The sequence below is a fragment of the Chlamydiota bacterium genome, assembly GCA_012729785.1.
GTDB lineage: Bacteria > Auribacterota > Tritonobacteria > UBA1439 > UBA1439 > UBA1439.
Genome location: JAAYCL010000020.1, coordinates 35,636 through 58,047, shown reverse-complemented (window position 1 = coordinate 58,047; position 22,412 = coordinate 35,636). Strand labels below are relative to the sequence as shown.

Here is a 22,412-nt window from a genome sequence, read left to right as displayed (position 1 = left end):
GGTGCGATGCGCTGGCGGATCCGTGCCGTGGACGAGGGGGAGGTCGCCCGCCTCGCCGCCGATGCGTCCCTCCCCCTCCCCCTCGCCCGCATCCTCGCCGGCAGGGGAATCGCCACCGCCGAGGCGGCGCGTATCTTCCTCTCCCCGCGCATCTCCGACCTCCACGACCCCCTCCTGATGGACGAAATGGAGAAGGCGACCGTGCGTCTGCGCATGGCGCGGGAACGCGGGGAGACGGTGCTCCTCTTCGGCGACTACGACGTCGACGGCATCAGCTCCACCGCGGCGATGGGGAAGGTGCTCGAGGCGCTCGGGCTCCGCTACGCGTTCATCCATCCAAACCGCCTGACCGAGGGGTACGGCTTCAACGCCCGGGGGGTGCGCGCGGCGCGCCGCCTCGGCGCCTCGCTCATCGTCACGCTCGACTGCGGCACCGAGGCGGCGGGCCCGGTCGCCGAGGCCCGCGAGGCGGGGCTGGACGTGATCGTCATCGACCACCATCTCCCCAAGGGGCCCCTCCCCCCGGCGACGGCGGTCGTCAACCCGAAGAAGGAGGGGTGCCCCTATCCGTTCGGGGACCTCGCCGCCGCGGGCGTCGTCCTCAAGTTCGCCCGCGCGCTCGTGGAGACGCTCCCGGCCCGCCTCCCGTGGGGGGAGCTGCTCCAGCTCGCGGCGCTCGGCACCGTCGCCGACGTGGCCCCGCTCCGGGGCGAGAACCGCATCATCGCGATGCTCGGCCTCGAAGCCCTCGCCCGCGAACCGCTCCCGGGGATCGAGGCGCTGCTCCTGGCGGCGGATATCGACCCGGGGGCGGTGCAGGCGCGCCATCTCGCCTTCCAGGTGGGCCCGCGGATCAACGCCGCGGGTCGCGTCGGTTCGCCGGAGGAGGCGACCGGCCTGCTCCTCGCGCGGGACCTCGCGAACTGCCGGCCGGCCGCGCATGCCCTCAACCGGCTGAACGCCCGCCGCCAGGCGATCGAGAAGCGGATCGCCGGGGAGGCGCTCCTCCAGGTGGAGCGAAGCGGGGATGCCGGGCGGCGGAAGGCGCTCGTCGTCGCGGGAAAGGACTGGCACCCGGGCGTCATCGGGATCGTCGCGGCGCGGATACTGGAACGGTACCACCGCCCGACCGTGGTCATCGCCCTCGACGCGCAGGGGGGCCACGGCTCCGCGCGCAGCATCCCCGCCTTCGACCTGTTCGGCGGCCTCTCCCGATGCCGGGACCTCTTCTCCTCGTTCGGGGGGCACCGTCTCGCCGCCGGGCTCACCCTGCCCCTCCATAACATCGAGGCGTTCCGCGAGCGGTTCAGCGCGGTCGCCGAGGAGCTCCTCTCCGACGAGGACCTCGTCCCCTCCCTCTCCGTCGACTGCGCCCTTCCGCTCGGCGAGCTGGATCCCGCCTTCCTCGGCCTTCTCGGTCGCCTCGAACCGTTCGGGTCGGGGAACCCGCAGCCGGTCATCGTTTCGGAACGGGTGCACGTGGCGGGGGCGCCGCGGACGATGGGCGCGAGCGGGACGCACCTCAAGTTCGCCCTCGTCGCTCCCGAGCCGGGCGCCGACCCGCTCGAGTGCGTCGGCTGGAACATGGCGCATCGCCTCCCCGAGCTCTCCGGCGGCCCGCTCGACATCGCCTACGCCCCCCGCCGGGGGGAGTGGCGCGGCGTGAAACGGACGGAACTCATCCTCAAGGACTTCAGGCCCTCGGGAGGCGCCGGGTAACCCCGGCGGACGGATGGACAGGGACAAATTCCTCAACCACGCGCTCATCGGCGCCTACGCCTTCTTCACCTACTTCAGCTACTTCATCTACTCGATCCATCTGGCCGGGCTCGGGATGGCCGGGGGCCGGATCGGCGTCCTGCTGATGCTCTACACCGCCACGGCGATTTTCGGCTCCTTCTTCGTCGGCCTCCTCGAGGACCGCTTCGGCGCGAGGGGGAACACCGTGGCCGGACTGGCCCTCACCTGCGTCTTCTACCTCGGGCTCGCCTTCTGCCGCGGCTTCGCCGCCCTGGTCCTGCTGTTTCTCGTCGGCGGCCTGGGCAACAACATCGTGCGCGTCACGATGAACGCCCTTTTCTTCAAGACCCACGACCGGAGCCGCCAGGGCCGCGCGATCGGTTTCTACAACCTCCTCACCCAGTTCGCGATGGGCTGCGGGATCATCGCCGGCAGCCTCCTCCTCGCGCGGCTCGATTTCCGCGCCGTCTTCCTCCTCTCCGCGGCGTTCTCCCTCGCGTTGACGGGATGCGCCGTTCTCCTCCGCCCGGTCACCGTGCGCATCGAGCCGCTGGGCCGCTACGCGCGCGACCTGGCCTCGCGGCGCGTGCTCCTCTTCGCCGCCGCCATCCTCCTCTTCTGCCTGCACTGGGGCGCGGAGATCGCCTGCTACGCGCCGTTCCTCGAAACCGATCTCCGCCTCGGCACCGCCGAGGCGGGAATCTTCATGGGCGTCCCGATCATCTTCCTCGCCTGCTGCTCCTACTGGTTCGGCACGCGGCGGGACCGCGGGGCGTCGACCCTGCGCCTGGCCCTCGGCGCGATCGCCCTCTCCGGCGCGGGGCTCATCGCCTTCGGGGCGGCGCGAAACACGGTCCCCGCGTTCCTCTTCCGACTCGTCCACGAGGCGGGCGACGCCGGCTTCGCCGTCTTCTCCTACCTCGGCATCGCCCGGCTCTTTCCCCGCGCGCGCCTCGGCGGCGCGAGCGGCCTCATCTACCTGCTGATGGTCGGATCCCAGTCCGCGGGGGCGCTCGTCTTCGGGTGGGCGGGCGGGCGGTTCGGCTTTTCGGCGGCGTATCTGGCGGCGGGGGCGTGCAGTCTCGCGGCGATCCCGCTCATCCTCCTCGCCCGCGACGACTACCGATACGCGACGGAGGAGCCGTGCGCTTCCCCGTATACGAACCCGCGACGGTGCGCTATACTTCGTTCGTGAGCGGCGCCGGCGGAGGGAGGTGATCGATGCTCTTCTGGTGTGTGGTACTGTGCATCCTCGGGATCTACGGCATCCTCGAGGAGATTCTGATCATGCACCACGCGGGCGGTTCGGGCCGCGCGGTGACCTGGGCGCTGATGTTCACCGTGCTGGGCATGCTCGTCCACGTCAGGAGCAAGGAGAAGACGATGGAGAAGGAGCGGCTCAAGGCCCGCGTCGAGGAGCTGGAGCGCGCCCTGAAGGAGCTGCGGCTCCGGCGCTGACGCGCTCATTGGACGAGGCCGCACTCCTCCTTCCGCACCCACCCCGCCTTCCCGTCCGGGAGAGACACCTGGCGCCAGTCCCCCTTCTCGTTCCTCGCCTCGACCGTCGCCCCCTCATGGAGCAGGAAGGCGACCACGTCGTTCTCCGAGGGGCCGTACCTGACGCGCGCCTCGCGGGCGAGGATGACCGCCTCCTCGCGCCTCTCGACGCGGGCGCGGGAAAAGGCGGCCGCGGAGGCGGCGAGGAGGAGAACAGCGAGCGTCGCGGAGACCCTCGAGAAGGCGGGCCGCGCGGGCGGGGCGTAGATCATGACGACCAGCGAGGCGCAGAGCGCCCAGAGGATCGCCGCCGCCGCGAGCAGCCACTCCGGCAGGGTGAACCAACCGACCGCCGCGTCCCACCGCCGCAGGAGCGGCGACCGGCGCGCCGGTTCCAGCCGATCCTCGATGAGGGAAATGGCGTAGTCGAGGTTGCTCTTGAGGTCCTGGTCCCGCGGAAGGAACCGCGACGCCTTCCGGTAGCAGAGGATCGCGGGCCCCTTCCGGTCCAGCTTCAGGTAGGCGTTCCCGAGGTTGTAGAAGAGGTTCCCGCCCCGGTAGCCGCGTTTCGCCAGCTTCTCGTACCCCACCGCCGCCGCGGCGTAGTCGCCCGCCTCGTAGAGACGGTTGGCGCGCGCGAAGATTTCGCGCGGGTCGGCGTTCGTCTCCGGCCTGCCCGCGGCGGCCGCCGCGGATTGGGGCGTCTCGCGAAGCGGCGCCGTTTCGGCGCCTCCGGCGGCGAGCGGGGCGGCGAGGAGCGACGCGAAAAGGAGCACGGTTCCCGTCGGTCTCACCATCTCCCCCTCCTGAGCTCCTCCAGCACCCCCGTCGCCTCGCCGTGGCAGTGCGCCATCTCGTTCCCCGCCGCGCCGGAGGGGGCGAAACGCGCGAGGTCGCAGGTCCGGTACAATTCGTCCAGGCGTCGGATGAGCCCGGGGTCCACCCCCCGCGAGGCCAGCGCCTCGCGGACCAGATCGGGCGTCATCCCCCCCGCCGGCATGTTCAGCCGGTCGGCGACATAGCCGCTCACCGCCTTCGCGATGCCGCCGTAGAACTCCTCCGCGTTCCCCTTCCGCATCGCCCTCTCGACCGATTTCAGGCGCGCCCGGGTGGCCCGCCCGGCGCGGTGGAGGCGGGCATACCCGCGGTCGGAGCGAAGGCGCGACCGGTGCCGCGCGTGCGCGGCCGCCGCGGCGACCGCGATAAGTGGAACCGCCTGGAGGAGCCAGAAACGAACTCCCGGCGCCTCCGTGGCCGCCTCCCGTTTCAGCGTTCCCGGCGAGGTCTTGATGAAGACGATGTTCCTCTCGATGAGCTGCACGTCCCGCCCCCCCGCCGCCGACGGCAGACTCACGATCTTCCCGTTGCCCTCCTGCGGCGGGAGCACCTTCAGGGGAACGGGGCCCTCCTTCAGGGTCACGTACCGCCCCTCGCCGGGATCGAAATAGGTGAAGATCACCGGCGGGATCTCGGTGATCTTCTCGTCGAGCGGCACGATCGCCTGCTCGAACGTCTTGCCCCCCGCCGAAACGCTCCCGGTCGGCTCGTAGCTCTTGAAGCCGTCGAGGGCGCGCACCCGGGGCGGGGGCACACGCTCCAGGTCCCCCTCGCCGGTGAGCGTCATCGTGAGCGTGACCGGGTCGCCCGCACGGACCTCCCGCGGCTTGGCCTCCACCGCGAGTCGGTACCTGCCGACCGGGACCTCCCCCTCCGGCGCCCCCTCCTTCGGGAGGGGGCGGACGTCGATCTTCAGTTCGTTGGAGACGAGCGAGAACGGCTTCTTGACGAAGCCGCCGAAGAACGGATCGCCGAAGAAATCGTCCATGTCGAAAAAGCCGCGCGGGGGGCGCGCGCGACGCGGCGAATCGGCCAGGATGTTCCCCTTGAGGCGCGCCGGGCCCACGGCGAGCTCCCCCGTCCGGTACGGGTAGAGCGCGGTCTTGAGCTCGCTTACCAGGTAGCGCCTGCCGTTGATCACGCGGGTGGAGTTGACGCTCCTCCCGTCGCCAAGCTGCTTCTCGACGAAGCCGTGCGCGGGGGGGGCCTCGTAGACGGGCTGATCCGCGAGCGCCACGTCGGCGTAACAGAACCTGAAGGTGAGGATGACCTGCTCGCGGAGCCACGGATTCGTCTTGTCGGCCTCGATCTCGATGAACATCCGCTCCGGCGGCGCGGCGCCCGGGGCGGAGTCGGGTTCGCGCGGGGCGGGCGAAGCCGGGCGGCCGGCGCCGGAAGGCGGCGGGGAGGGGGGAACCGGACGGCCTCGGTCGAGCACCTCGACCGTGATCGGCGGCGTGCGCTGTTCCCGGTCCCCCTCCCGCAGGGTGACGGGGCCGATGACGAGCCTGCCGGCCTTGAGGGGAACGAGGGTGTAGTCGTACCGGGCGCTCGTCGTCATCTGGAAGTTCGCGATCTGGATCTGTGTCGAGCGCTCCGTGTGGGCGACGGCGAAACCGTCGAGCGGGGGGAGCTCGGGGGCGCTCCCCTGCCCGGCCCCCGAGACCTCCACGCTCAACACCAGCCGGTCGTCGAGGGAGACGACGTTCCGGTCCACCGAGGCGGAGAGCTCCGCCGCGCCGGCGCTTCCCGGAGCGCAGATGCATGCCGCCACAATGCCGCAGACCAGCGTGCGCATACCGGCGTAAGTATATCCTCCGCTCCCCGCGGAAACCAGCAACGAGATGCCGGGAACCGCGACCGTCACCAATCCTTGTCCGCGTGCGTCTCTGCGGGGGCGCCCTCGATCTGGAGCAGGTGCGTGGGGTCGCGCTCCTCCCGCTCGAGCGCCTCGATCAGCGCCCTTGCCTGATCCTCCGTCAGTTCTCCACCTGCCTTTGGGACCGGCTGTCCTTCCTGTCGCGCCTGGGGGGTCTGCGTCACCTGGGGGGTCGGCTGCGCCTGCTGCGGCTGGGGGGTTTCATGCTCCTGCTGAGGCTGCTGCTGGTTGGCGCCGCCCCCCGTGCCGCCCCCCATCGGCACGGTGAGCGCATACTGATATTTCTCATCCTGCTTCTTGGAGAAATGGCCCGGCGATCCCCAGATCTTGAGGAAGTACGTCCCCCTTCCCAGTTTCACAGCGGTGTATCCGTTGAACTTCTTCCCCACCTCTCCGGGCGGCACCGCAATAATAGGCGTGCGGGTATCGCCCTCCGAAAAAAGGCTACAGAAGAACTCCTTCCCTGCAGGTTTTTCAAACGCCAGATTGAGCATCCCCGGCTCTTCTGAATCAAAGCGGTACCAATCGACATCGCCGTCCTTGTGTAGCATGCCCTGCCACCAGATGGGCGTGCCCTTTGTATCCACTTCGGTCCGGCCGGCGCCCGACGGCACATCGTTTTTGGCGGCATGGGCGCGCGGGGTCACAGATGCCGCACACACCAGTACCGCAGCGATAACTGCGCGACTCGGCACTGCGTTCAATCGCATACTCACTCCTCGTCCGGCGCAGGGCGATAGGTGAACTGGGGCGGCTTGTCCTGCTCGTCCTCTTTGTCTTTATCATCCTTGTCTTGTTGTTCCTGCCGCTTGTCCTTCTCCTTCTCCTTTTCCTTCTCCTCCTCCTTGTTTTTCTGCTTTTGCTGCTGCTGTTCCAGTTTCCGGATCTCTCGCTGGACGAACTCGAGGTTGTACTTCGCGTCCAGGTCGTCGGGGGCGCACTCGAGCGCCCTGATGTAGGAGGCGGCCGACCGCTTCAGCGCCTCCATGTCGCCGGCCTGCCCCGCCGCCTCCGGCGCGCCTTCCCGCGCGGCGGAGCGGTAGTGCGCGTTGCCGATGTTGTACCACGACTTCGCGCGGAGCCGCGAATCGCCCGTCACCGCGGCCCTCTGGAACAACTTCACGGCCTCGGGGTAGCCCCCCTGGCGGTAGAGGACGTCGCCGATGTTGAAGAAGAGCCGCGGCTCCTCGGGCGCCTCCGCCAGCGCCTCCGAGTAGCGCTGCAGCGCCTCCCCGTAGTCGCCCCTCCGGTACGCCTCGTCGCCCCGCACGGCTTTCCGCGCGGCGGGATACGAGAGGCCGAGAGAGGAGACGGAGAGGGCCGCCGCGGCGACGCCCGCCCCGATCCTCCTCCACGCGCCGAATCCGCTCATGCGCCGCGCCCCCCGACTCCCGCCCGGGCGGGCCCCCGTTTCCTGCGGCCCATCCGCTCGCTTATCGCCGTCTCCACGCAGAGGAGGACGAACGCCGCGGCGAGCGGCCATTGGAACCGGTTGACGTACACCCTCCGCTGCCGTTCCACGAGCTCCTTCTTCTCCATCTCGGCGATCTCCTGCTCGTACAGTGTCACGAGGCCGAAGGTTCCGCCGGAGGGATAGACGTAGGCGCCCCCCGTCAACAAGGCCGCCTGCTGGAGCGTGCGCTCGTCCAGCTTCGTCTGCACGACCCGCCCCTCGCGGTCCTTGAGGTGGCTTGTGCCCCCCGCGTCGTCCTCGACAGGGATCAGCTCGCCCGACGGGCTCCCGATCCCCACCGAGAAGATCTTCACGCCGAGCTCCTTCGCCCTCTTCGCCGCGGCCTCGGTCCCTTCCCGCAGATCCTCCCCGTCTGAGAGGAGGATGAGCGCGCGGTGCTCGCGCTCGCCCTCCTCGAAGATGCGGATCGCCTGCCCGATGGCGCCCCCGATATCCGTGCCGCCGAGCGGAACGACCCCCACCCGCACCGCCTTGAGGAACATCTGGAGCGCCGCGTAGTCGAGCGTCGGCGGGCAGAGGGTGTAGGCCGTCCCCGCGAAGACGACGAGCGCCACCCGGTCCCCCCGCAGGCGGTCCAACAGCTCGCTCACCTCCATCCTGGCCCGGGTGAGGCGGTCCGGCTTCACGTCCGCGGCGAGCATGCTCTTGGAGGTGTCCATGGCGATGACGATATCGATCCCCTCCCGCGTCACCCGCCGCCAATGGTAGCCCCACTTGGGCTGGGCGAGGGAGACCGCGATGAGGGCGAGGGCGGCCGTCAAAAGGAGCGCCCGCGCCTTGCGCCGCCGGCCGCTCAGGCCGATGACGAGGGCGGGGGCGAGCGCCGGCTCGGCGAATCTCTCCAGCGCCCTGCGCCGACGACCCGCGGCCCATTTCAGGAACAGGGCGAAGGCCGCCACCAGCAGAGCAGATGCAGGAACGACGCGTTTCCCCACTGCATATCAGGGCAGCCTCCGCAACACCGTCGCGCCTGCCGCCGCCTCCGCGAAGAGGAGGACGAACGCCGGGATCAGGAGGAACGGGAACAGTTCGCGATGCTCGGAGAAACGGTCCTCTTCGATCTGAACCTTCTCCATCGCGTTGATCCGGTCGTAGATCCGCCGGAGCGCCTCTTCGTCCTGCGCCCGGTGGTACTGCCCGCCGGTCGTCCGCGCGATCATGCGCAACGTCTCCTCGTCGATGTCGGTCGGGGCGCGTTCGAAGACGACCCGCCCCATCACCGAGACCGGGTAGGGGGCGAGCCCCTTCGTGCCCGCGCCGATGGTGTAGATTTTTATCTTTAGGCTCTTGGCGATCTCCGCCGCGCTCTCGGGGCCGATCTCGCCGATGTTGTTCACCCCGTCGGTCAGGAGGATGACGACCTTGGATTTCGCCTCCGAATCCTTCAGTCGCGCGACGGCGGCGATGATGGCGGAGCCGATCGCGGTCCGGTCCTCCTCCCCCCCGCGCGGGACGATCTTCAGCCGGTCGACGATCTCCAGGAGCAGGTCGTGGTCGAGCGTGAGCGGGGACATGGTGTAGGCGTATCGCGCGAAGGCGACGATCCCGATCCGGTCGTTGCGCCGCGCCGGGATGAACTGCTTCACCACCTCCTTCACCGCGTCGAGCCGGTTCACCCGCAAATCGCCGGTCATGTCGCGGGCGTCCATGCTGCTGGACAGATCCAGCGCCAGCACGATGTCGATCCCCTCGGCGAAGACCCTTGCGCGCCCGACCCCCTGCACCGGCCGCGCCAGGGCGAGGACGATGCAGGCGGCCGCCAGGCACCTGAGGATGAGCGGGAGGCGGGAGAGGCGGATCCTTCCCGCCGGCAACGCCTCCCGGAGCGCGTTGAAGGCGGGGAAGTTCACCGCGGGCGGGCGCCGGCGCAGCCGGAGCCAGGCGGCCGGCGGGATCGCGAGCAGCAGCAGGAGGAGCAGCGGACTCTGGAAGCGCATCAGGCCACTCCTCCCGTCTCCCCTCGCACCTCTCCCGTCTCGCGTTCCCGCGCCGTCTCCTCCACGAATCGCTCCGCCGCATCGAACGCCCCGTCCACCTCCCCGGCGGTGGGGCCGTAGCGCGCGAACTTCACCAGATCGCACCGCTCGAGAAAATCGCCGATGAGCACCCGCGCCCGGGCATCCAGAACGCCCCCCCTGCCCGCCTCGGCGAGAAACTCCTCGGTGGTCCTGTCGGGCGCCCGCAGGCCGAACCGCGCCTCGATGTAGCGCCGGGCGATTCCCGAGAGCCGGACATAGCACTCCGCCACGCGTCCCGCTTCGGGCAGATGCATCGCCCGAAGCCGCCGGAGTTCCTCCCGGGCTATCTCGTGCGGCGGGCGCGGCGCAACGGCGGGCGCGGCCTCCCGCCGCCGGCGGCGGCGCAACACCAAGGCGGCCGCGACTGCGATGGCGCCCGCGCCGGCGGCGAGGATCGCCGCGAGCCGGGCGGGGAACCGCCGCAGGGCGATCGGGGGTTTGATATCCCGTATCTCCTTCGAATCCGCGTCGAGGACGCTCTCCACCGTCACCGCGACGGCGCCGCCGTCGATCTCCGCCGACCTCCCCTCCCGGTCCCGCACGATCGCCCTGAACGGCGGAATCTCCTTGTCGCCGGTTTCGTAGACGCGCAGGTCGTAGACGGCCGCGACCTCTTCGCGCTTCTCCTTCGGGTCGCGGCGAACCGCGCGTCCCGTCTCCCGCACGCTGAAATCCCCCGCCCGCGCGGCGACGGGCGGGAGATCGATCTCGAGCCCCTCGGGGGCGGAGACGGAGAAGGCGTACCGCACCGGGTCGCCGACCGTCACCCTCGTGGGGGCGGCCGACGCGGTGACGCGCACCCCTTCCGGACGCCACGCCGGCGCCTCTGCGCCGCGCGCGACGGAGCCCGCCAGGAGCGGCGCACTGCACAGAAGGACGCAGCCGGTTCTCGTCGTCACCGTGTCGTTACCCTTTTCCCCGAGTCCGCGGGAACCGCATCGGGGGAAACCCTCCCCCTCCCCCCGCGGGGGGAGGGGGAAGGGAGGACGCCCTGAGGAGACGGGTGCCCTACATCGCCCCGGAAGACGGGGCCGATGCGGGAGGCGCCTGCTCCTTCCCTTTGTCGGGCTGCACCCAGCCGGAGGCCCCTGTCGAACTGCTCGGCCCCCCGAGGTTGATTTTAACCGCGCCCTGCGGCCCCTCCTCCGGCCGGGGGCGTCTCGGCCGCCTGAGGGCGGGGGGGCCGCTCTCCGCCGTCCCCTCGGCCGCGCCGAGCTTCTCCTCGTAGATCTCGACGCCTTCCCTGTTCTTCAATTCGGCCAGGTAGGCGCTCCAGGCCTCGCGCTGTTTCCTGCTCCGCACGGTGCGCTCGAGCCAGGCGCTCATCTCCTCGAACGGTTTTTTCCTCTCGGGGACGATTTCGGTCGCCTTGAGGATGCGCAGCTCGTCCTTCCCCTCGATCAACCCGCTGAGCTCGCCCTCCTTCTCCATCGCCATCGCGGCGGCGTACGCCTCCGAGGTCAGGGATCGCCGCGTGGCGTAGCCGATGTCGCCGCCCTTCGAGGCGCTCGCCCGGTCGAGCGAGTAGTTGCGGGCGAGCTCGGCGAACTCCTCGCCCTTCCTCGCGCGCTCGAGGATCTTCGCCGCATCCTGCTTCACCGCATCGATCGTCTTCGGGGGGGCGGCCGCGTCCCATGTGAAGAGGATCTGGCTCACCCTGACCTGCTTCTGGGTCTTGTAGCGGTCCGCATCCTTTTCGTACTCCTTGAGGATCTCGTCCCGGTCCACCTCCACGGATTCGAGCACCTGTTCGCGCAGCTTCTCCGCCACGATCCGCTTCCGGGCGTCCTCGATGCGCGCGAGCGTCTCCTGGTCCCTGTCGAGCCCCTTCGCGGCCGCCTCGCGGGAGATGATCTCCAGCTCCACCATCGTGGAGAGCAGGTTTCTCTTCCCCACGGGGGTGCGGAAACGCCCCGCGACCCTGGCCGGCATCGAGGCGATCTTCTCGTCGAGGTCCCTGTCCGTGATCACCGTGCCGCCGACCCTCGCGAGCACCTCGCCCGACGCGCCCGCCGGCGCGGCCGCAGAGGCCGTCCCCCCCGGGGCATCCGCCCTGCCCGCCGGGGCGGCGCATCCGCAAAGGCAGATCCCCGCCGCCACGCACACCGTCATCGCCCCCCTCATCGTCCTCTCCTTTCACGGCGCCTCTCGCGCGCCGCCGTTTTCACCGCCCGGGAACGGAACGCCCGCCCCGGGGTTCAGATCGCCATTCTGTGCTCGCGCGCCCTGAAGAACTTCAGGAGCTCCCCCGCGTACGGCCGCGCGGTCTCCACGCGGATCCGGTCGACGCCGCGCGAGGCGAGGAAGTCGTTGCGCATCTCCGCCTGCCGGGCCGCGATCCGCTCGAACGCCTCGCGCACCCTCCGGTCGCCGGTGTCGGCCGCGACGGCGGCCCCGGTCTCCGGATCCTCGAACTCGATGATCCCCGCGTCCGGGAGCGCCCGCTCCCGTGGGTCGACGACCTCTACCGCGATCAGATCGTGCCGCCTGGCGGCGATCGAGAGCGCCCGCTCGTAGCCGGAGGCGAGGAAGTCCGAGACGAGGAACGAGACGGTCCTCCGCGTGGCCACCCTGCTCAAGAACTCGAGCGCCGCGCCGATGTCGGTCCCCCTCCCCCGCGGGGACTGGTAGAGCAGCTCCCTGATGACGCGCAGGACGTGCGTGACCCCCTTCTTCGGGGGGAGGTACTTCTCGATCCGGTCGCTGAACAAGATCAGCCCGACCCGGTCGTTGTTGTTGATCGCGGCGAAGGCGAGCACGGCGGAGAATTCGGCGATCAGCTCCTCCTTGCGCTGCCGGACGCTGCCGAACGTCCCCGAGGCGCTGACGTCCGCGAGCAACATCACGGTGAGCTCGCGTTCCTCCCTGAACACCTTCACGTGCGGGTGCCCGGTGCGCGCGGTGACGTTCCAGTCGATGCTCCGCACGTCGTCCCCGGGGTGGTACTCGCGGACCTCCTCGAACTCCATCCCGCGCCCCTTGAAGACGCTCTGGTACTCGCCCGCGAAGACGTCCTGGACCATCCGGGTCGTGAAGATCTGGATGCGCCGGACCTTTTTCAGTATCTCTCTCGGGAGCATTCGTTCCCGCCTATCGAACCCCGCACCGCCGTCTTGCGGACCCGGGGCGGGGGGGTGAGGGCCGGAGGGCCGTCACGGCACCTCGACGTTGTCGAACACCTTCCCGATGACGTCCTCGCTCGTCATCTCCTCCGCCTCCGCCTCGTAGCTCACGATCACCCGATGCCTGAGGACGTCCATCCCGACGGACTTCACGTCCTGCGGCGTGACGTAGCCGCGCCCGCGCAAGAGGGCGTGCGCCTTGGCGGCGACGGCGAGATAGATGGAGGCCCGCGGGGAGGCGCCGTATCGGATGTACGGACCGATCTCGAGCCTGTAGGAGGCCGGCTCGCGGGTGGCGAAGACGAGGTTCACGATGTACTCCTTGATCTTCTCGTCGATGTAGATCTCGTTGACGAGCGCCCGCAGCCGGAGGATCTCCTCCGCCCGGACGACGGCGGATGCCGAGGGCTGGAAGCCGACGATCGCCATCCGGTCGAGGATCGCGCGCTCCTCCTTCCTGGTCGGGTAGCCGATCTTCAGCTTGAGCATGAACCGGTCCACCTGCGCCTCGGGGAGCGGGTAGGTCCCGGCCTGCTCGATCGGGTTCTGCGTCGCCATGACGAGGAACGGCTGCGGGAGCGGGAACGTCTCCGCCCCGATCGAGACCTGCCGCTCCTGCATCGCCTCGAGGAGGGCGCTCTGCACCTTTGCGGGGGCGCGGTTGATCTCGTCGGCGAGGATGACGTTGGAGAAGATCGGCCCCCTCTTGGTCGTGAACTCCCCCGTCCGCGGGTTGTAGACGAGCGTGCCGATCAGGTCGGCGGGCAGCAGATCCGGCGTGAACTGGATCCGCTGGAAGCCGATGGCGATCGATTGGGCGAGGGTCTTCACCGAGAGGGTCTTGGCGAGCCCCGGCACGCCCTCGAGCAGGATGTGCCCGTCGGCGAAAAGCCCGACGAGCAGCCGTTCCAGAAGGTATCGCTGCCCGACGATGACCTTCTCGATCTCCCCGGTGATCCGCTCAATGACGCCGCTCTCCCTCCGCACCTTCTCGTCGATCTCCCGCACGTCCTGCTGCATCGCGATCCCCCCTCTCAACCTCCCGTGTGCCGCTGCGCTCCGCGAATCAAACGACACCGATCCCGCGTTCCAGCCGCGCCGATCCGCGGCGGCGACCCGCCGGATTCCCCGCCTCCGCCTCTTCCAAAACGGCATCGCCTCGCGGACGGCGGGCGCGGCTTCGTTCCTGCCGCGTGACGCCGTTCCGCCCCATCCCCCGCGACGTCTCCCTCCCGCTCAGGCGTCCCGGAGCTTGCGCTTGAGGATCTGCTCGGCCCTGCGCACGCCGTCGCGGATTTCGCGCTCCGCCTCCTCGTCTTTGGCGTACCGGACGCGCTCCCGGAGCGCCGCGAGCGAACCGGCGAGCGCCGCGAGCTCCTCGTCCCCCTCCCGCGCCGCGCACTCCGCGAGGGCGGGGTGTATCGCGCCGGCGTACGCGCCCCGATCCCCCGCGCCCAACAGCGGGCGCGCATCCTCCATCGCGGCGAGGGCCGCGAGCGCGCATCCGCCGCGAGGGGGCGGCGGCGCGGCGGAGAGCGGCCTCCGGCGGCGGGCAAGACAGGAGGCGGCGAGGGCGGCCGCGGAGAGGCCGGCGACTGCGGCGACGACGATCCCCGCGCGATAGACGCCCCTCCCCGGGGGCTCGACGACAAGCGTGATGCCCTCCACGGTCAGGAGGAGCGTGTCTCTCTCCTCCCCGCCCTTCTCGCCCTGTTCGCCGTCCCCGACCTTCTCCCGCACCTCGAACGCCGGGATCCTCTCCTCCCCCGCTTCCCGCGCGCGGAGCGTGTAGAGAAACGCCGCCGAGAATGTCTCTCCGTCCTTCCCGATCGAGATCTCGTTGCGCTGCCCGGTCGAGAGGAGCTCGAATCTTTCCGTCGGCGGGAAAAGCGGCTGCAGCAGGCGGATCGCGGGCGAAGAGGCCGGGCCGGAAACGGTCAAAACAAGGCGGACGATCCCCCCCTCCGCGACGCGGCTCTTGTCGGCGGCGAGCGCGCCGGTCAGGCCGCCGGCGCGCGCGGGGCGGGCGGCGAGGCCAAGCGACGCGGCCGCGCAACCGGCGAAGACCGCCGCATACAGGGCGTTTCGCCCCGGCGGCGCGCTCACCGTTCACCCCCGCCCGGGACCGCGGGGCCCGGCGTTGCGCCTACGCGCGGACGGCGCCGGTCAGGTAACCTTCTCACCCTTCCTCCCCACGGTCGCGTCGATCGCGACCTCCCGCCCCTCGCGCAGCACCTTGAGCCGCAGCGTCGTGCCGGCGCGCGTGGTGCCGATCTGCTCCATCAGCGCGTCCGCGTCCTTGACCTGGACGCCCGTGCACTCCCGGATGACGTCGCCGACCGCGATCCCCGCCGCCGCCGCGGGGCTTCCCGGGACGATGGTCACCACGAGCGCCCCGAGCAGATCGGACACGCCGAACTCCGCCGCGAGGTCCCGATCGAGCGATTGCACGCCGATGCCGAGCCACCCGTAGTCGATCGCCTTCCCCTCCTTCAACTGCTGCAGCACCTCCTTCGCCCTGTTCACCGGGATGGCGAAGCCGATCCCCGCGAACGCCCCCGAGGGGCTGATGATCGCCGCGTTGATCCCCACGACCTCGCCGTTCAGGTTGAGGAGCGGGCCGCCGCTGTTGCCGGGATTGATCGCCGCGTCGGTCTGTATCAGGTCGCCGTAGTACCTCCCCCCGATGGCGGGGCCGCCGAGCCTCCGGTGGAGCGCGCTCACCACACCGACCGTCATCGTGGGCATCGGGTTCTCCTCGACGATGCCGAACGGGTTGCCGATCGCGATCGCCCACTGGCCGGTCTTCACGCCGTCGGAGTCGCCGAGGGTCGCGGCGGGGAGATTCTCGGCGTCTATCTTCAGCACCGCCATGTCGGAGCGGGCGTCCGTCCCGGCCACCCTCCCCTCGAACCTGCGCCCGTCGGGCAGCATCACCTCGATCGCGTCCGCGTTCCCCACGACGTGCTCGTTGGTGAGGATGTACCCCGCCGGATCGATGATGACCCCGGAGCCGATGCTCCGCCGCTCGATCGGGCTGTCGAACTGTCTGAAAAACTCGTCGAGGTCGAAATGCCCCCCCGGGCGCACGACGAAGCCCGCCACCCGCGCCTTCCTGATGTTGTAGACCCCGACGACGGAGGGCCCGACCTCGTTGGCGACCCGGATGAAGGCCGCCTGGAGCGAGGCGGCCCGCTCCCCCGCGTCGCGCGCCCCCCCCTGCCCGAACGCCGTTCCCGCGAGCAGGAACGCCGCCGCGGCCGCACACAGTCTGTTCCTCACCGCCCCCCCCTTTCGCTCAGTCGCCCCTGATGACGAAGAAGCCCCGCTGCGTCCTGACGAGGATCCTCTCCACGCCGCTCCGGCCGACGGCGGCCTCCCACTCCTCCGGCCCCGACACCCGCTTCCTGTTCGCCTCCAGGATCCGGTCGCCCGGCCGCAGGCCCGCGCGGGCGGCCGGGCTGCCCGGCCGGACCTCCCTGATCTCGACCGCCGCTCCATCCTCGCCGGGCTCGGCCTCCCCGACCACCAGCCCCAGCCCGCGGGAGGTTTCGCCCTCGGCCATGGGAGCGAAGGAGACGGCGCGCCTGCCGATCCGGACGGAGAGCGTCTCCTCCCTCCCGTTCCGCATCAGCACCAGCGTCGCGTCGGAGCCCGCCGGCGCCGCCGCGACGCGGGCGATCAGTTCGCGCGGGCTGCGCACCGGGGCGCCGTCGAAGGCGCGCACGACGTCCCCCGACCGCACGCCCGCGGCGGCGGCGGGACCCCCCTCGATCACGCGCGCCACCATCACCCCCCGCCCGTCGAGGACGCCGAACTCCGCCTGGAGCGCCGGGGTGAGCTCCTGCACCCCCACGCCCAGCCACCCGCGCTCGATCTCCTCTCCCGCCATGAGCGCCGGGAGGGCCCCCTTCACGGCGTTGAGCGGCACCGCGAAGCAGATCCCCTGCGGGGCGTCGCCCGCGTCGCCCGGGCCGCCCATCGAGGCCGCGAGGATCCCCACCACCTCCCCGCCCGCGTCGACGAGCGGCGCGCCGCTGTCCCCGGGGTTGATGCTCGCGCTCACCTGGAGCAGCTCCGCGAGTTCGGCGATCTCGGGGACGGTTCTGCCGCGCTCCGCTACGACGCCCGGGATCACGCTCCCGGCGAGACCGAACGGGTTGCCGATCGCGAAGACAAAACTCCCCGGGCGCAGCCGGTCGGAATCGCCGAGCGGAGGCGGGTTTCGCCGCGCCCCCTCGATCCCGAGCACCGCGGCGTTTAGCCCGGGATCGCTCCCGCACAGTCGCGCCTCGTGCTCGGCGCCGTCGTCGAGCCGGACGACGATCCGCCGCGCGGCGCGGACGACGTAGGCGGTGGTGAGGATGTGCCCGTCCCGGCTGATGAAGAAGCCGCTGCCGGAACGCCTGGTGGCGGCACGGAAGATCCCGCCCCTCCCGCGCATGCCGCCTTCGAAACCGGCCCCCTGCGCGGAGGGATCGCACTCGGCGATGACCTGCACGACCGAGGGACGCACGGCGGCGGCGAACCGTTCGAGTTCGCGGCCCATCCGCGCGAGCAGCGGTTCCTCTTTCCCTCCCGCATCCGCCCGGACGGCTGCGAGGAGTATCAGGAGCGCCGCGAAAAGCGTCTTCATCAGGCGAACCCTCCGCGGGGGACGGGCGGCCCCCTTCAGTATGCTCCGTACGGCTCCGCGCGCCGCGACCGGACGGACGGACGCGAGAGGACGAAGTCGATCCCCCGGGCGTTTCCACCGCTCCGGAAAAGCGCCGCCGGCTGGAGCACGTACTCGTCTATCCCCGTGCGCCCCGCGCCGTCGCAGAGCACCGCATCGACCCCGAACCGCGGCCCGGCTCCCTCGACCGGCGCGTGGCGCGGCAGGTTCCGCGCCGCCGACACGACAGCTGCGGGGGCGGGGGCGGGCGCCTCTCGGCCCGTACCCGGTCTGTGCATGAACTGCATGACGAGGAACGCGCTGAAGCAGCCCAGGGCGAGGAGCGACAGCGCGGGCGCCGGGGAGAGGAGGCCCGCACGCCGCTGGCGGGAGAGGAACGCGCGCACCGAGGCGAGGATCGATCCGCTCCCCTCCTCCGCCGCGTCGAGCCTTTGTGCAAGCCGCGGCCAGAACCTCTCCCAGTAGCCGTCGCCGGGCCGGACCGCCCGCGCCTGGAGGAGGAGGCGGCGCGTGCGCTCGATCCTGTCCCGCGCGTTTGCGCACGAGGGACACCGCGCGAGGTGCTCCTCGACCGCGCGCCCGGCCGCCGCGTCGAGCGCGCCGTCGACCTGGTCGGAGAGAAGCCTCGCCGCCTTCCGGCATCTCATATCCCCGTCCCCCCTCCCAATCCCCCGGCGCCCCACCCCGCACGCCGTCACCCGAGGAAGCCCCTCAGCTTCCGCTGCATCCTCCGCCGCGCGTAGTGGAGCCGGGAGCGCACCGTCCCCGGCGAGCACCCCAGCACGGCGCCGATCTCGTCGTGCGGCAGCCCCTCCAGGTCGTGGAGCACGAGCACCGCGCGGTGCCTCTCGGGCAGCGACTCGATCCCCCGCGCGATCGCCTCGATGAGCTCGCGGTGTGCCGCCCCGTCCCCGCCGTGCCGTCCCCCCGCGGCGGCGAGCCCCTCCACGCCGCCCGCGTCCCCGAGGTCGAACTCCGCCCGCCGCAACCGTTTCCTGAGCAGGTCGAGGCTGCAGTTCACCGCGATCCGATACAGCCACGTGCAGAAGCGTGCACGGCCCTCGAAGTCGTCCAGCTTCCTGTACGCGCGGATGAACGTCTCCTGGGCGACGTCGTCCGCATCGGCGTGATTCCCGGTCATCCCGCGGGCGATGCCGTACACCCGCTCCCGGTACCGCTCGACGAGCTGCCTGAACGCGTCGCGATCGCGCCCCCTCGCGCGGCGTACAAGATCCTCTTCCGTGAACTCCATACCCCCCCGCGTCCGCCGCGGCGCACCAGGCGTACCAGACACTATACTACAGGGGGGCGTGCAACTCAAAGACGCGCCGGCCGCGCGAGCCACTCCCTCCCCGCGGCCGGGCTCGAGGACGGCCGGGGACCGGACGGAGAGGCCGCCGCACCGGCGACCGGGCGCGCCCGCGAGGGGGTCGCCCGCCCGATCGGTCCTCTTCGGATGTTTCGACGACGCCGGCGGGCGTTCGTTCAAAAATATATTAAAAAACGAACCGGGCATCCTCCCCCGGCGCGGCGGCCCGCGCGGGGATGCATGCCCGGCCCCGGCACTGCGGCGAAGAAGCTACCGTTGGACGTCCCCGAGGAGCGCGTCCTCAGCCTCGTAGAGCATCTCCTCGTTGGACTGCTTCAGATGCTCGGCGAGCGCCTTCTCCGCGGAGATCTCCCCCTCCTTCTTCGCCTCGCCCTTCCTCTCGCCGAAGATCTTGGTGATCAGCCCGTAGATGACGAGCGGGATGGCGATGACGTAGAGGAGGTACTGCCACGCCCCCATCGCGAAGTACGGCCTCGGGGCGAAACGGTTCAGGTTGAAGAGGAGCAGCGTCACCGCGATGTAGTCGACGGTGAAGTTGGCGTGCGGGTTGCTTGCCTTGAAGAGGCAGAGCCCGTTGGTCCGGTCCTTCTGGAACGGCCAGAGGAGGCTTCCGCCCATGTGGCCGGTGAGGTCCTCGGTGATGTGGATGGCGTAGCCGAGGAAGGCGACGAGGCCGTAGAGCCACCCCTTATCCCAGCCGGCGACGAGCGAGGCGAGGACCCAGACGACGGAGGAGAGGATGAAGCCGAGGACGTAGCTGTGGCTCCAGGTCCGGTGCCAGGGCAGGAACTCGACCTCGACCTGCCCCGCCCGCTTGATGAAGCCGAACTGCGGCCCGCTCATGATATCCACCACCGACGGCTTGCCGTGCGTCTCCAGCATCTTCCCCTTCACGCGGCAGCGGCCGACGCGGTTGGTCTTGGGCGCGGTGCCGAGGTACGGGGTCTGCGAGGTGTTGACGATCTCGTTGATCACCACGACCACCTCGTTCTTCTCCCCGTCGAACTTGACCACGTACTGCCGCCACAGATCCACGCCGAGGCGGATCGGGTAGAGCTGGACCTTCACGTACCGCCCCGTCTCCCACGCGTCGTTGATCCCCTTGGCGATCTGCTCCGCCATATCCTGCGGGTTCAGGTTGTTCGGGTCGACGTCGACGTCGTAGTCGGCCTGGGAGAAGAACTGCCCCACCTTGAAGTCGAGGGTGTCGGGCATGATGCCGAAGAGCCCCCCGAGCCCGAGGATGAGGGAGTTGTCGATCTTGTTGTTGGCCATCCGGACGGCGGCCGGGATGAACGACCCCATCGCGACGCCGCTTATGAAATGCGTCAGACCTTTCATCGCAGCCTGGCCTCCTGTGTGTGCGCTTTCTCAGTCGAGACGGAAGAACCTCAGTATCGCCGGCCCGTGCCCGCTCATGCTGAGCACCATCCAGACGAGGAGCACCGCCATGCAGTTGCTCTTGCGCGAGTGGTAGAACGCGGGGATGAGGCCGATGCCGGTCGAGACGATCATCAGAAAGAGCCCCATCCAGCCGCAGAGCCCCCCGACGATGAGGCAGCAGAGGCCGAGGGCGCCCCAGAGGAGGACATGGTAGTCGACCCGCGTGATGAGGCGGATGGTCCAGCGCGTCAGCGGGAACATCATCAAAAAGCTCAACGCGCCGCTGATCATGATCACCGAGAGGATGCTGAAATATTCCTGGTTGGTGTAGGGGGTAAAGAGCGGCTTCAGGATGATCGTCATCCCGCCGCGGGAGAGCTGGAGCGTCGGGACGAAGAAGAGGAGAAACGCCCCGACGTAGTAGATCGTCTTCGAGACCCCCTGCGAGATGACGAAGATGCGGTCGTCGCGCTGCCCGGTGGCGTGCCCCGCGATGATGCCGCCGATGCCGCCCGTGACGGCGGGGATGGTCGCCGCGAGCCCGCCGCCGATCGTCCCGGCGAAGATCCCCTTCCCGAGGAGGCGGTAGTCCACGTCGATCGACGTGGCCTCGTGCTGGGGCGGCACCTTCTGCTTGGAGACGAGGTTCTGGATGATCCCCGCCACCGCGAAGAGCCCGACGAAGACCGGCATGATCCCCTGGAAACTCATGTCGAGCGGGACCATGGTCCGGTTCAGGATGATGAAACCGAGAAAGGCCGAAAGGGCGAAGGTGGTGATCCCGGAGATGAGGTTGGCCCACGCCCACTTGAACCGCTCCCAGGTGGTCTTGCCCAGCCCGGTCCCCTTGGGCCATTCGCTCATCAGCATGTAGATGATGAAGAGGAGCATGATCCAGGCCAGGTTATCGCTCCGGATGTTCTTGATGACCGGCATCGCGCGATAGAGGAACGGCGTGAGGAGCACCATCATGAAGATGGCCCCGAGCGAGCCGACCCCGGTGAGGATCGCCGCCTCGAAGCCGCGCCCCTGCAGCATGTACTTCTGCCCCGGCAGCACCACGAAGACCGCCGATTCGTCGGGGGCCCCGATGAACATCGAGGGGATGGTGTTGATGTTGGCCCACGCCACCAGCATCGCCATAAAGAACGCCGGGAGCGCCAGCTCGGGCATCAGGAACGGCCACTTCATCCAGATGAGGAGCGCGATCCCGCTGACGTTGAAGATGTGCAGCGAGGGGAGCATCGAGAGGACGCCCCCGATGACCGTCCCGAGGACGGTGTAGAAGAGTATCTGGAGCGCCGCGATCGTATCCATCAGTCAGTCCTCCGCCGTGTCCACGGGTCCTCCGCGGCGCGCCCGGGACGGCCCCGGCGCTGGCCGCGGGGGCGGGCTATTTCGACTCGAGCTCCGCGGCCTTCTTGACCGCCTCCTCGCGGCCGGGGATCTTGTCGGTCGGGATGGTGTCCTCGGCGAGCGTGACGATCTCCTCCACGTCGCGGATGGTGATCTGGGGGCGGCCCCGGTACTCACCGATCGTACCGATGACCGTGATCTCCCTGCCGACGGTGCTGAAGCGCTCCTTGTTCTTGGCGTACCTGATGGTGCGGCCGAAGAGCGGGACCTCGACGAGGCCGGTCGCGTCGCCGATGGTCAGGAAGATGTCGTCCCCGCTCCTGCGGGCGATCACGATCTCGCCGGTCGCCTCGACGAGCGCCCCCTTCCGGTCGAGCGTGATCCGCTCGAGCAGGACCTTCTCGGCCTTGGCGGGGGTGACCTTCACCTTCTCGGGTATGTTGATCATCAGCGAGGTGCCGTACTTGTCGGTGAGCTGGATCGAGCCGACCACCGCGACCTGGTCCCCGACGTGGGGGGTGTTGCCCGTCTGCCGCATCACCTCCCGCCCGCGGAACGCCTGCGCCTTGATGTTGCCGGTCCCGTCGTCGATCTCGAACGAGATGCCGTCCCTGCCCGTCGTCCGGACGCTCTCGACGGTGCCCCGCACCTCGACGACGGCGTTGTTGTAGCGGGCGCTGTTGGGATCCTTCTCGTCGACGTCGCCGATCCTGATGAGCGGCGGCTGCATCTTCGTGGCGGTGAACCAGAGGAGGGCGAGGCCCCCGAAGGCAAGGACGAGCGCCGCGCGCTTGAAGAAGATGATGCTCATCCGCTTCTTCATCTCGGTCCCGCAGTACGGGCACTTCTCGTAGGCGCCGACGAACTTGCCGCACCCCGGGCAGAGCACCTCGTCGAGGAGCGCCTTCTGGGGATCGGGACACACGTTCGGCTGCTTCTGCTCTTGCATCGGCGTCATCCTCCCTTTCTGGTGTACGGCCGCGTTGCTCGCCGCTCCGTCCGCAAAGCACGATGCGCGGGACAGGCGGCGCAACGCCGCCTGTCCCGCGCATCCGGGTCTCCGCCGCTTCCTACGTCGTCGCGCATGATCACCCCTGGAAG

The 22,412-nt window shown here is 70.0% G+C and carries 21 protein-coding genes; 3 read left to right on the top strand and 18 right to left on the bottom strand.

All coding sequences use genetic code 11. From position 1 onward, the window contains the following. Nucleotides 1-6: 6 nt before the first annotated feature. Genes recJ through GXY35_04330 form a run of 3 tightly spaced genes read left to right on the top strand, consistent with a single transcriptional unit; the run spans nt 7 to nt 3,198 of the window. Complete coding sequence (recJ, locus tag GXY35_04340; GenBank protein ID NLW93813.1) at nt 7-1,719, top strand: single-stranded-DNA-specific exonuclease RecJ; 1,713 nt, start codon at nt 7-9, stop codon at nt 1,717-1,719. Nucleotides 1,720-1,732: 13 nt separating this feature from the next. Next, on the top strand, nt 1,733-2,935 hold the full coding sequence (locus tag GXY35_04335) for an MFS transporter (GenBank protein NLW93812.1): 1,203 nt from the start codon (nt 1,733-1,735) through the stop codon (nt 2,933-2,935). Nucleotides 2,936-2,961: 26 nt separating this feature from the next. Beyond that, nucleotides 2,962-3,198: a hypothetical protein gene (locus tag GXY35_04330; protein NLW93811.1), complete on the top strand. Its 237-nt coding sequence runs from the start codon at nt 2,962-2,964 to the stop codon at nt 3,196-3,198. Nucleotides 3,199-3,203: 5 nt separating this feature from the next. Here GXY35_04330 and GXY35_04325 read toward each other — a convergent pair whose 3' ends face one another. The 18 genes from GXY35_04325 to GXY35_04240 all read right to left on the bottom strand — a co-directional run bounded on the left by GXY35_04325 (nt 3,204) and on the right by GXY35_04240 (nt 22,269). Further along, the gene (locus tag GXY35_04325; GenBank protein NLW93810.1) at nt 3,204-4,034 is read right to left on the bottom strand and encodes a hypothetical protein; all 831 of its coding nucleotides are present in this window, start codon (nt 4,032-4,034) and stop codon (nt 3,204-3,206) included. Next, entirely contained in the window at nt 4,028-5,872 is a 1,845-nt protein-coding gene (locus tag GXY35_04320) for a protein BatD (GenBank protein NLW93809.1), read from the bottom strand. Before GXY35_04320 ends, GXY35_04325 begins: the two co-directional genes overlap by 7 nt. A gap of 65 nt (nt 5,873-5,937) precedes the next feature. Then, nucleotides 5,938-6,663, bottom strand: a complete 726-nt coding sequence (locus GXY35_04315; GenBank protein ID NLW93808.1) for a hypothetical protein — start codon at nt 6,661-6,663, stop codon at nt 5,938-5,940. Nucleotides 6,664-6,665: 2 nt separating this feature from the next. Next, nucleotides 6,666-7,325 (bottom strand): tetratricopeptide repeat protein, encoded by a 660-nt coding sequence (locus GXY35_04310; protein NLW93807.1) that lies wholly within the window; start codon nt 7,323-7,325, stop codon nt 6,666-6,668. Next, nucleotides 7,322-8,362 carry a VWA domain-containing protein gene (locus GXY35_04305; protein NLW93806.1) on the bottom strand — a complete coding sequence of 347 codons (1,041 nt, stop codon included), beginning with the start codon at nt 8,360-8,362 and terminating at the stop codon, nt 7,322-7,324. The genes GXY35_04310 and GXY35_04305 overlap by 4 nt, the downstream gene beginning before the upstream one ends. A gap of 6 nt (nt 8,363-8,368) precedes the next feature. Beyond that, a complete protein-coding gene (locus GXY35_04300; GenBank protein NLW93805.1) occupies nt 8,369-9,364 on the bottom strand; it encodes a VWA domain-containing protein in 996 nt (331 codons plus the stop codon). Continuing rightward, nucleotides 9,364-10,344, bottom strand: a complete 981-nt coding sequence (locus tag GXY35_04295; protein ID NLW93804.1) for a protein BatD — start codon at nt 10,342-10,344, stop codon at nt 9,364-9,366. Before GXY35_04295 ends, GXY35_04300 begins: the two co-directional genes overlap by 1 nt. A 109-nt stretch (nt 10,345-10,453) precedes the next feature. After that, complete coding sequence (locus GXY35_04290) at nt 10,454-11,569, bottom strand: hypothetical protein (GenBank protein NLW93803.1); 1,116 nt, start codon at nt 11,567-11,569, stop codon at nt 10,454-10,456. A 74-nt stretch (nt 11,570-11,643) separates the two neighbouring features. Continuing rightward, nucleotides 11,644-12,525, bottom strand: coding sequence for a DUF58 domain-containing protein (locus GXY35_04285; GenBank protein ID NLW93802.1), 882 nt, complete (start codon nt 12,523-12,525; stop codon nt 11,644-11,646). Nucleotides 12,526-12,597: 72 nt separating this feature from the next. Next, the gene (locus GXY35_04280; GenBank protein ID NLW93801.1) at nt 12,598-13,587 is read right to left on the bottom strand and encodes an AAA domain-containing protein; all 990 of its coding nucleotides are present in this window, start codon (nt 13,585-13,587) and stop codon (nt 12,598-12,600) included. Between the two features lie 216 nt (nt 13,588-13,803). Further along, nucleotides 13,804-14,673 carry a protein BatD gene (locus GXY35_04275; GenBank protein ID NLW93800.1) on the bottom strand — a complete coding sequence of 290 codons (870 nt, stop codon included), beginning with the start codon at nt 14,671-14,673 and terminating at the stop codon, nt 13,804-13,806. Between the two features lie 60 nt (nt 14,674-14,733). Further along, nucleotides 14,734-15,849, bottom strand: coding sequence for a PDZ domain-containing protein (locus GXY35_04270; GenBank protein NLW93799.1), 1,116 nt, complete (start codon nt 15,847-15,849; stop codon nt 14,734-14,736). 16 nt (nt 15,850-15,865) lie between these two features. After that, on the bottom strand, nt 15,866-17,203 hold the full coding sequence (locus GXY35_04265; GenBank protein ID NLW93798.1) for a PDZ domain-containing protein: 1,338 nt from the start codon (nt 17,201-17,203) through the stop codon (nt 15,866-15,868). A 35-nt stretch (nt 17,204-17,238) separates the two neighbouring features. Continuing rightward, complete coding sequence (locus GXY35_04260; protein ID NLW93797.1) at nt 17,239-17,889, bottom strand: hypothetical protein; 651 nt, start codon at nt 17,887-17,889, stop codon at nt 17,239-17,241. 47 nt (nt 17,890-17,936) lie between these two features. Further along, nucleotides 17,937-18,494 carry a sigma-70 family RNA polymerase sigma factor gene (locus tag GXY35_04255; GenBank protein NLW93796.1) on the bottom strand — a complete coding sequence of 186 codons (558 nt, stop codon included), beginning with the start codon at nt 18,492-18,494 and terminating at the stop codon, nt 17,937-17,939. A 327-nt stretch (nt 18,495-18,821) separates the two neighbouring features. Further along, nucleotides 18,822-19,913 (bottom strand): metal-dependent hydrolase, encoded by a 1,092-nt coding sequence (locus tag GXY35_04250; protein NLW93795.1) that lies wholly within the window; start codon nt 19,911-19,913, stop codon nt 18,822-18,824. 30 nt (nt 19,914-19,943) lie between these two features. Continuing rightward, complete coding sequence (locus tag GXY35_04245) at nt 19,944-21,272, bottom strand: hypothetical protein (GenBank protein ID NLW93794.1); 1,329 nt, start codon at nt 21,270-21,272, stop codon at nt 19,944-19,946. Nucleotides 21,273-21,348: 76 nt separating this feature from the next. Continuing rightward, the gene (locus GXY35_04240; protein ID NLW93793.1) at nt 21,349-22,269 is read right to left on the bottom strand and encodes a hypothetical protein; all 921 of its coding nucleotides are present in this window, start codon (nt 22,267-22,269) and stop codon (nt 21,349-21,351) included. Nucleotides 22,270-22,412 lie beyond the last annotated feature (143 nt).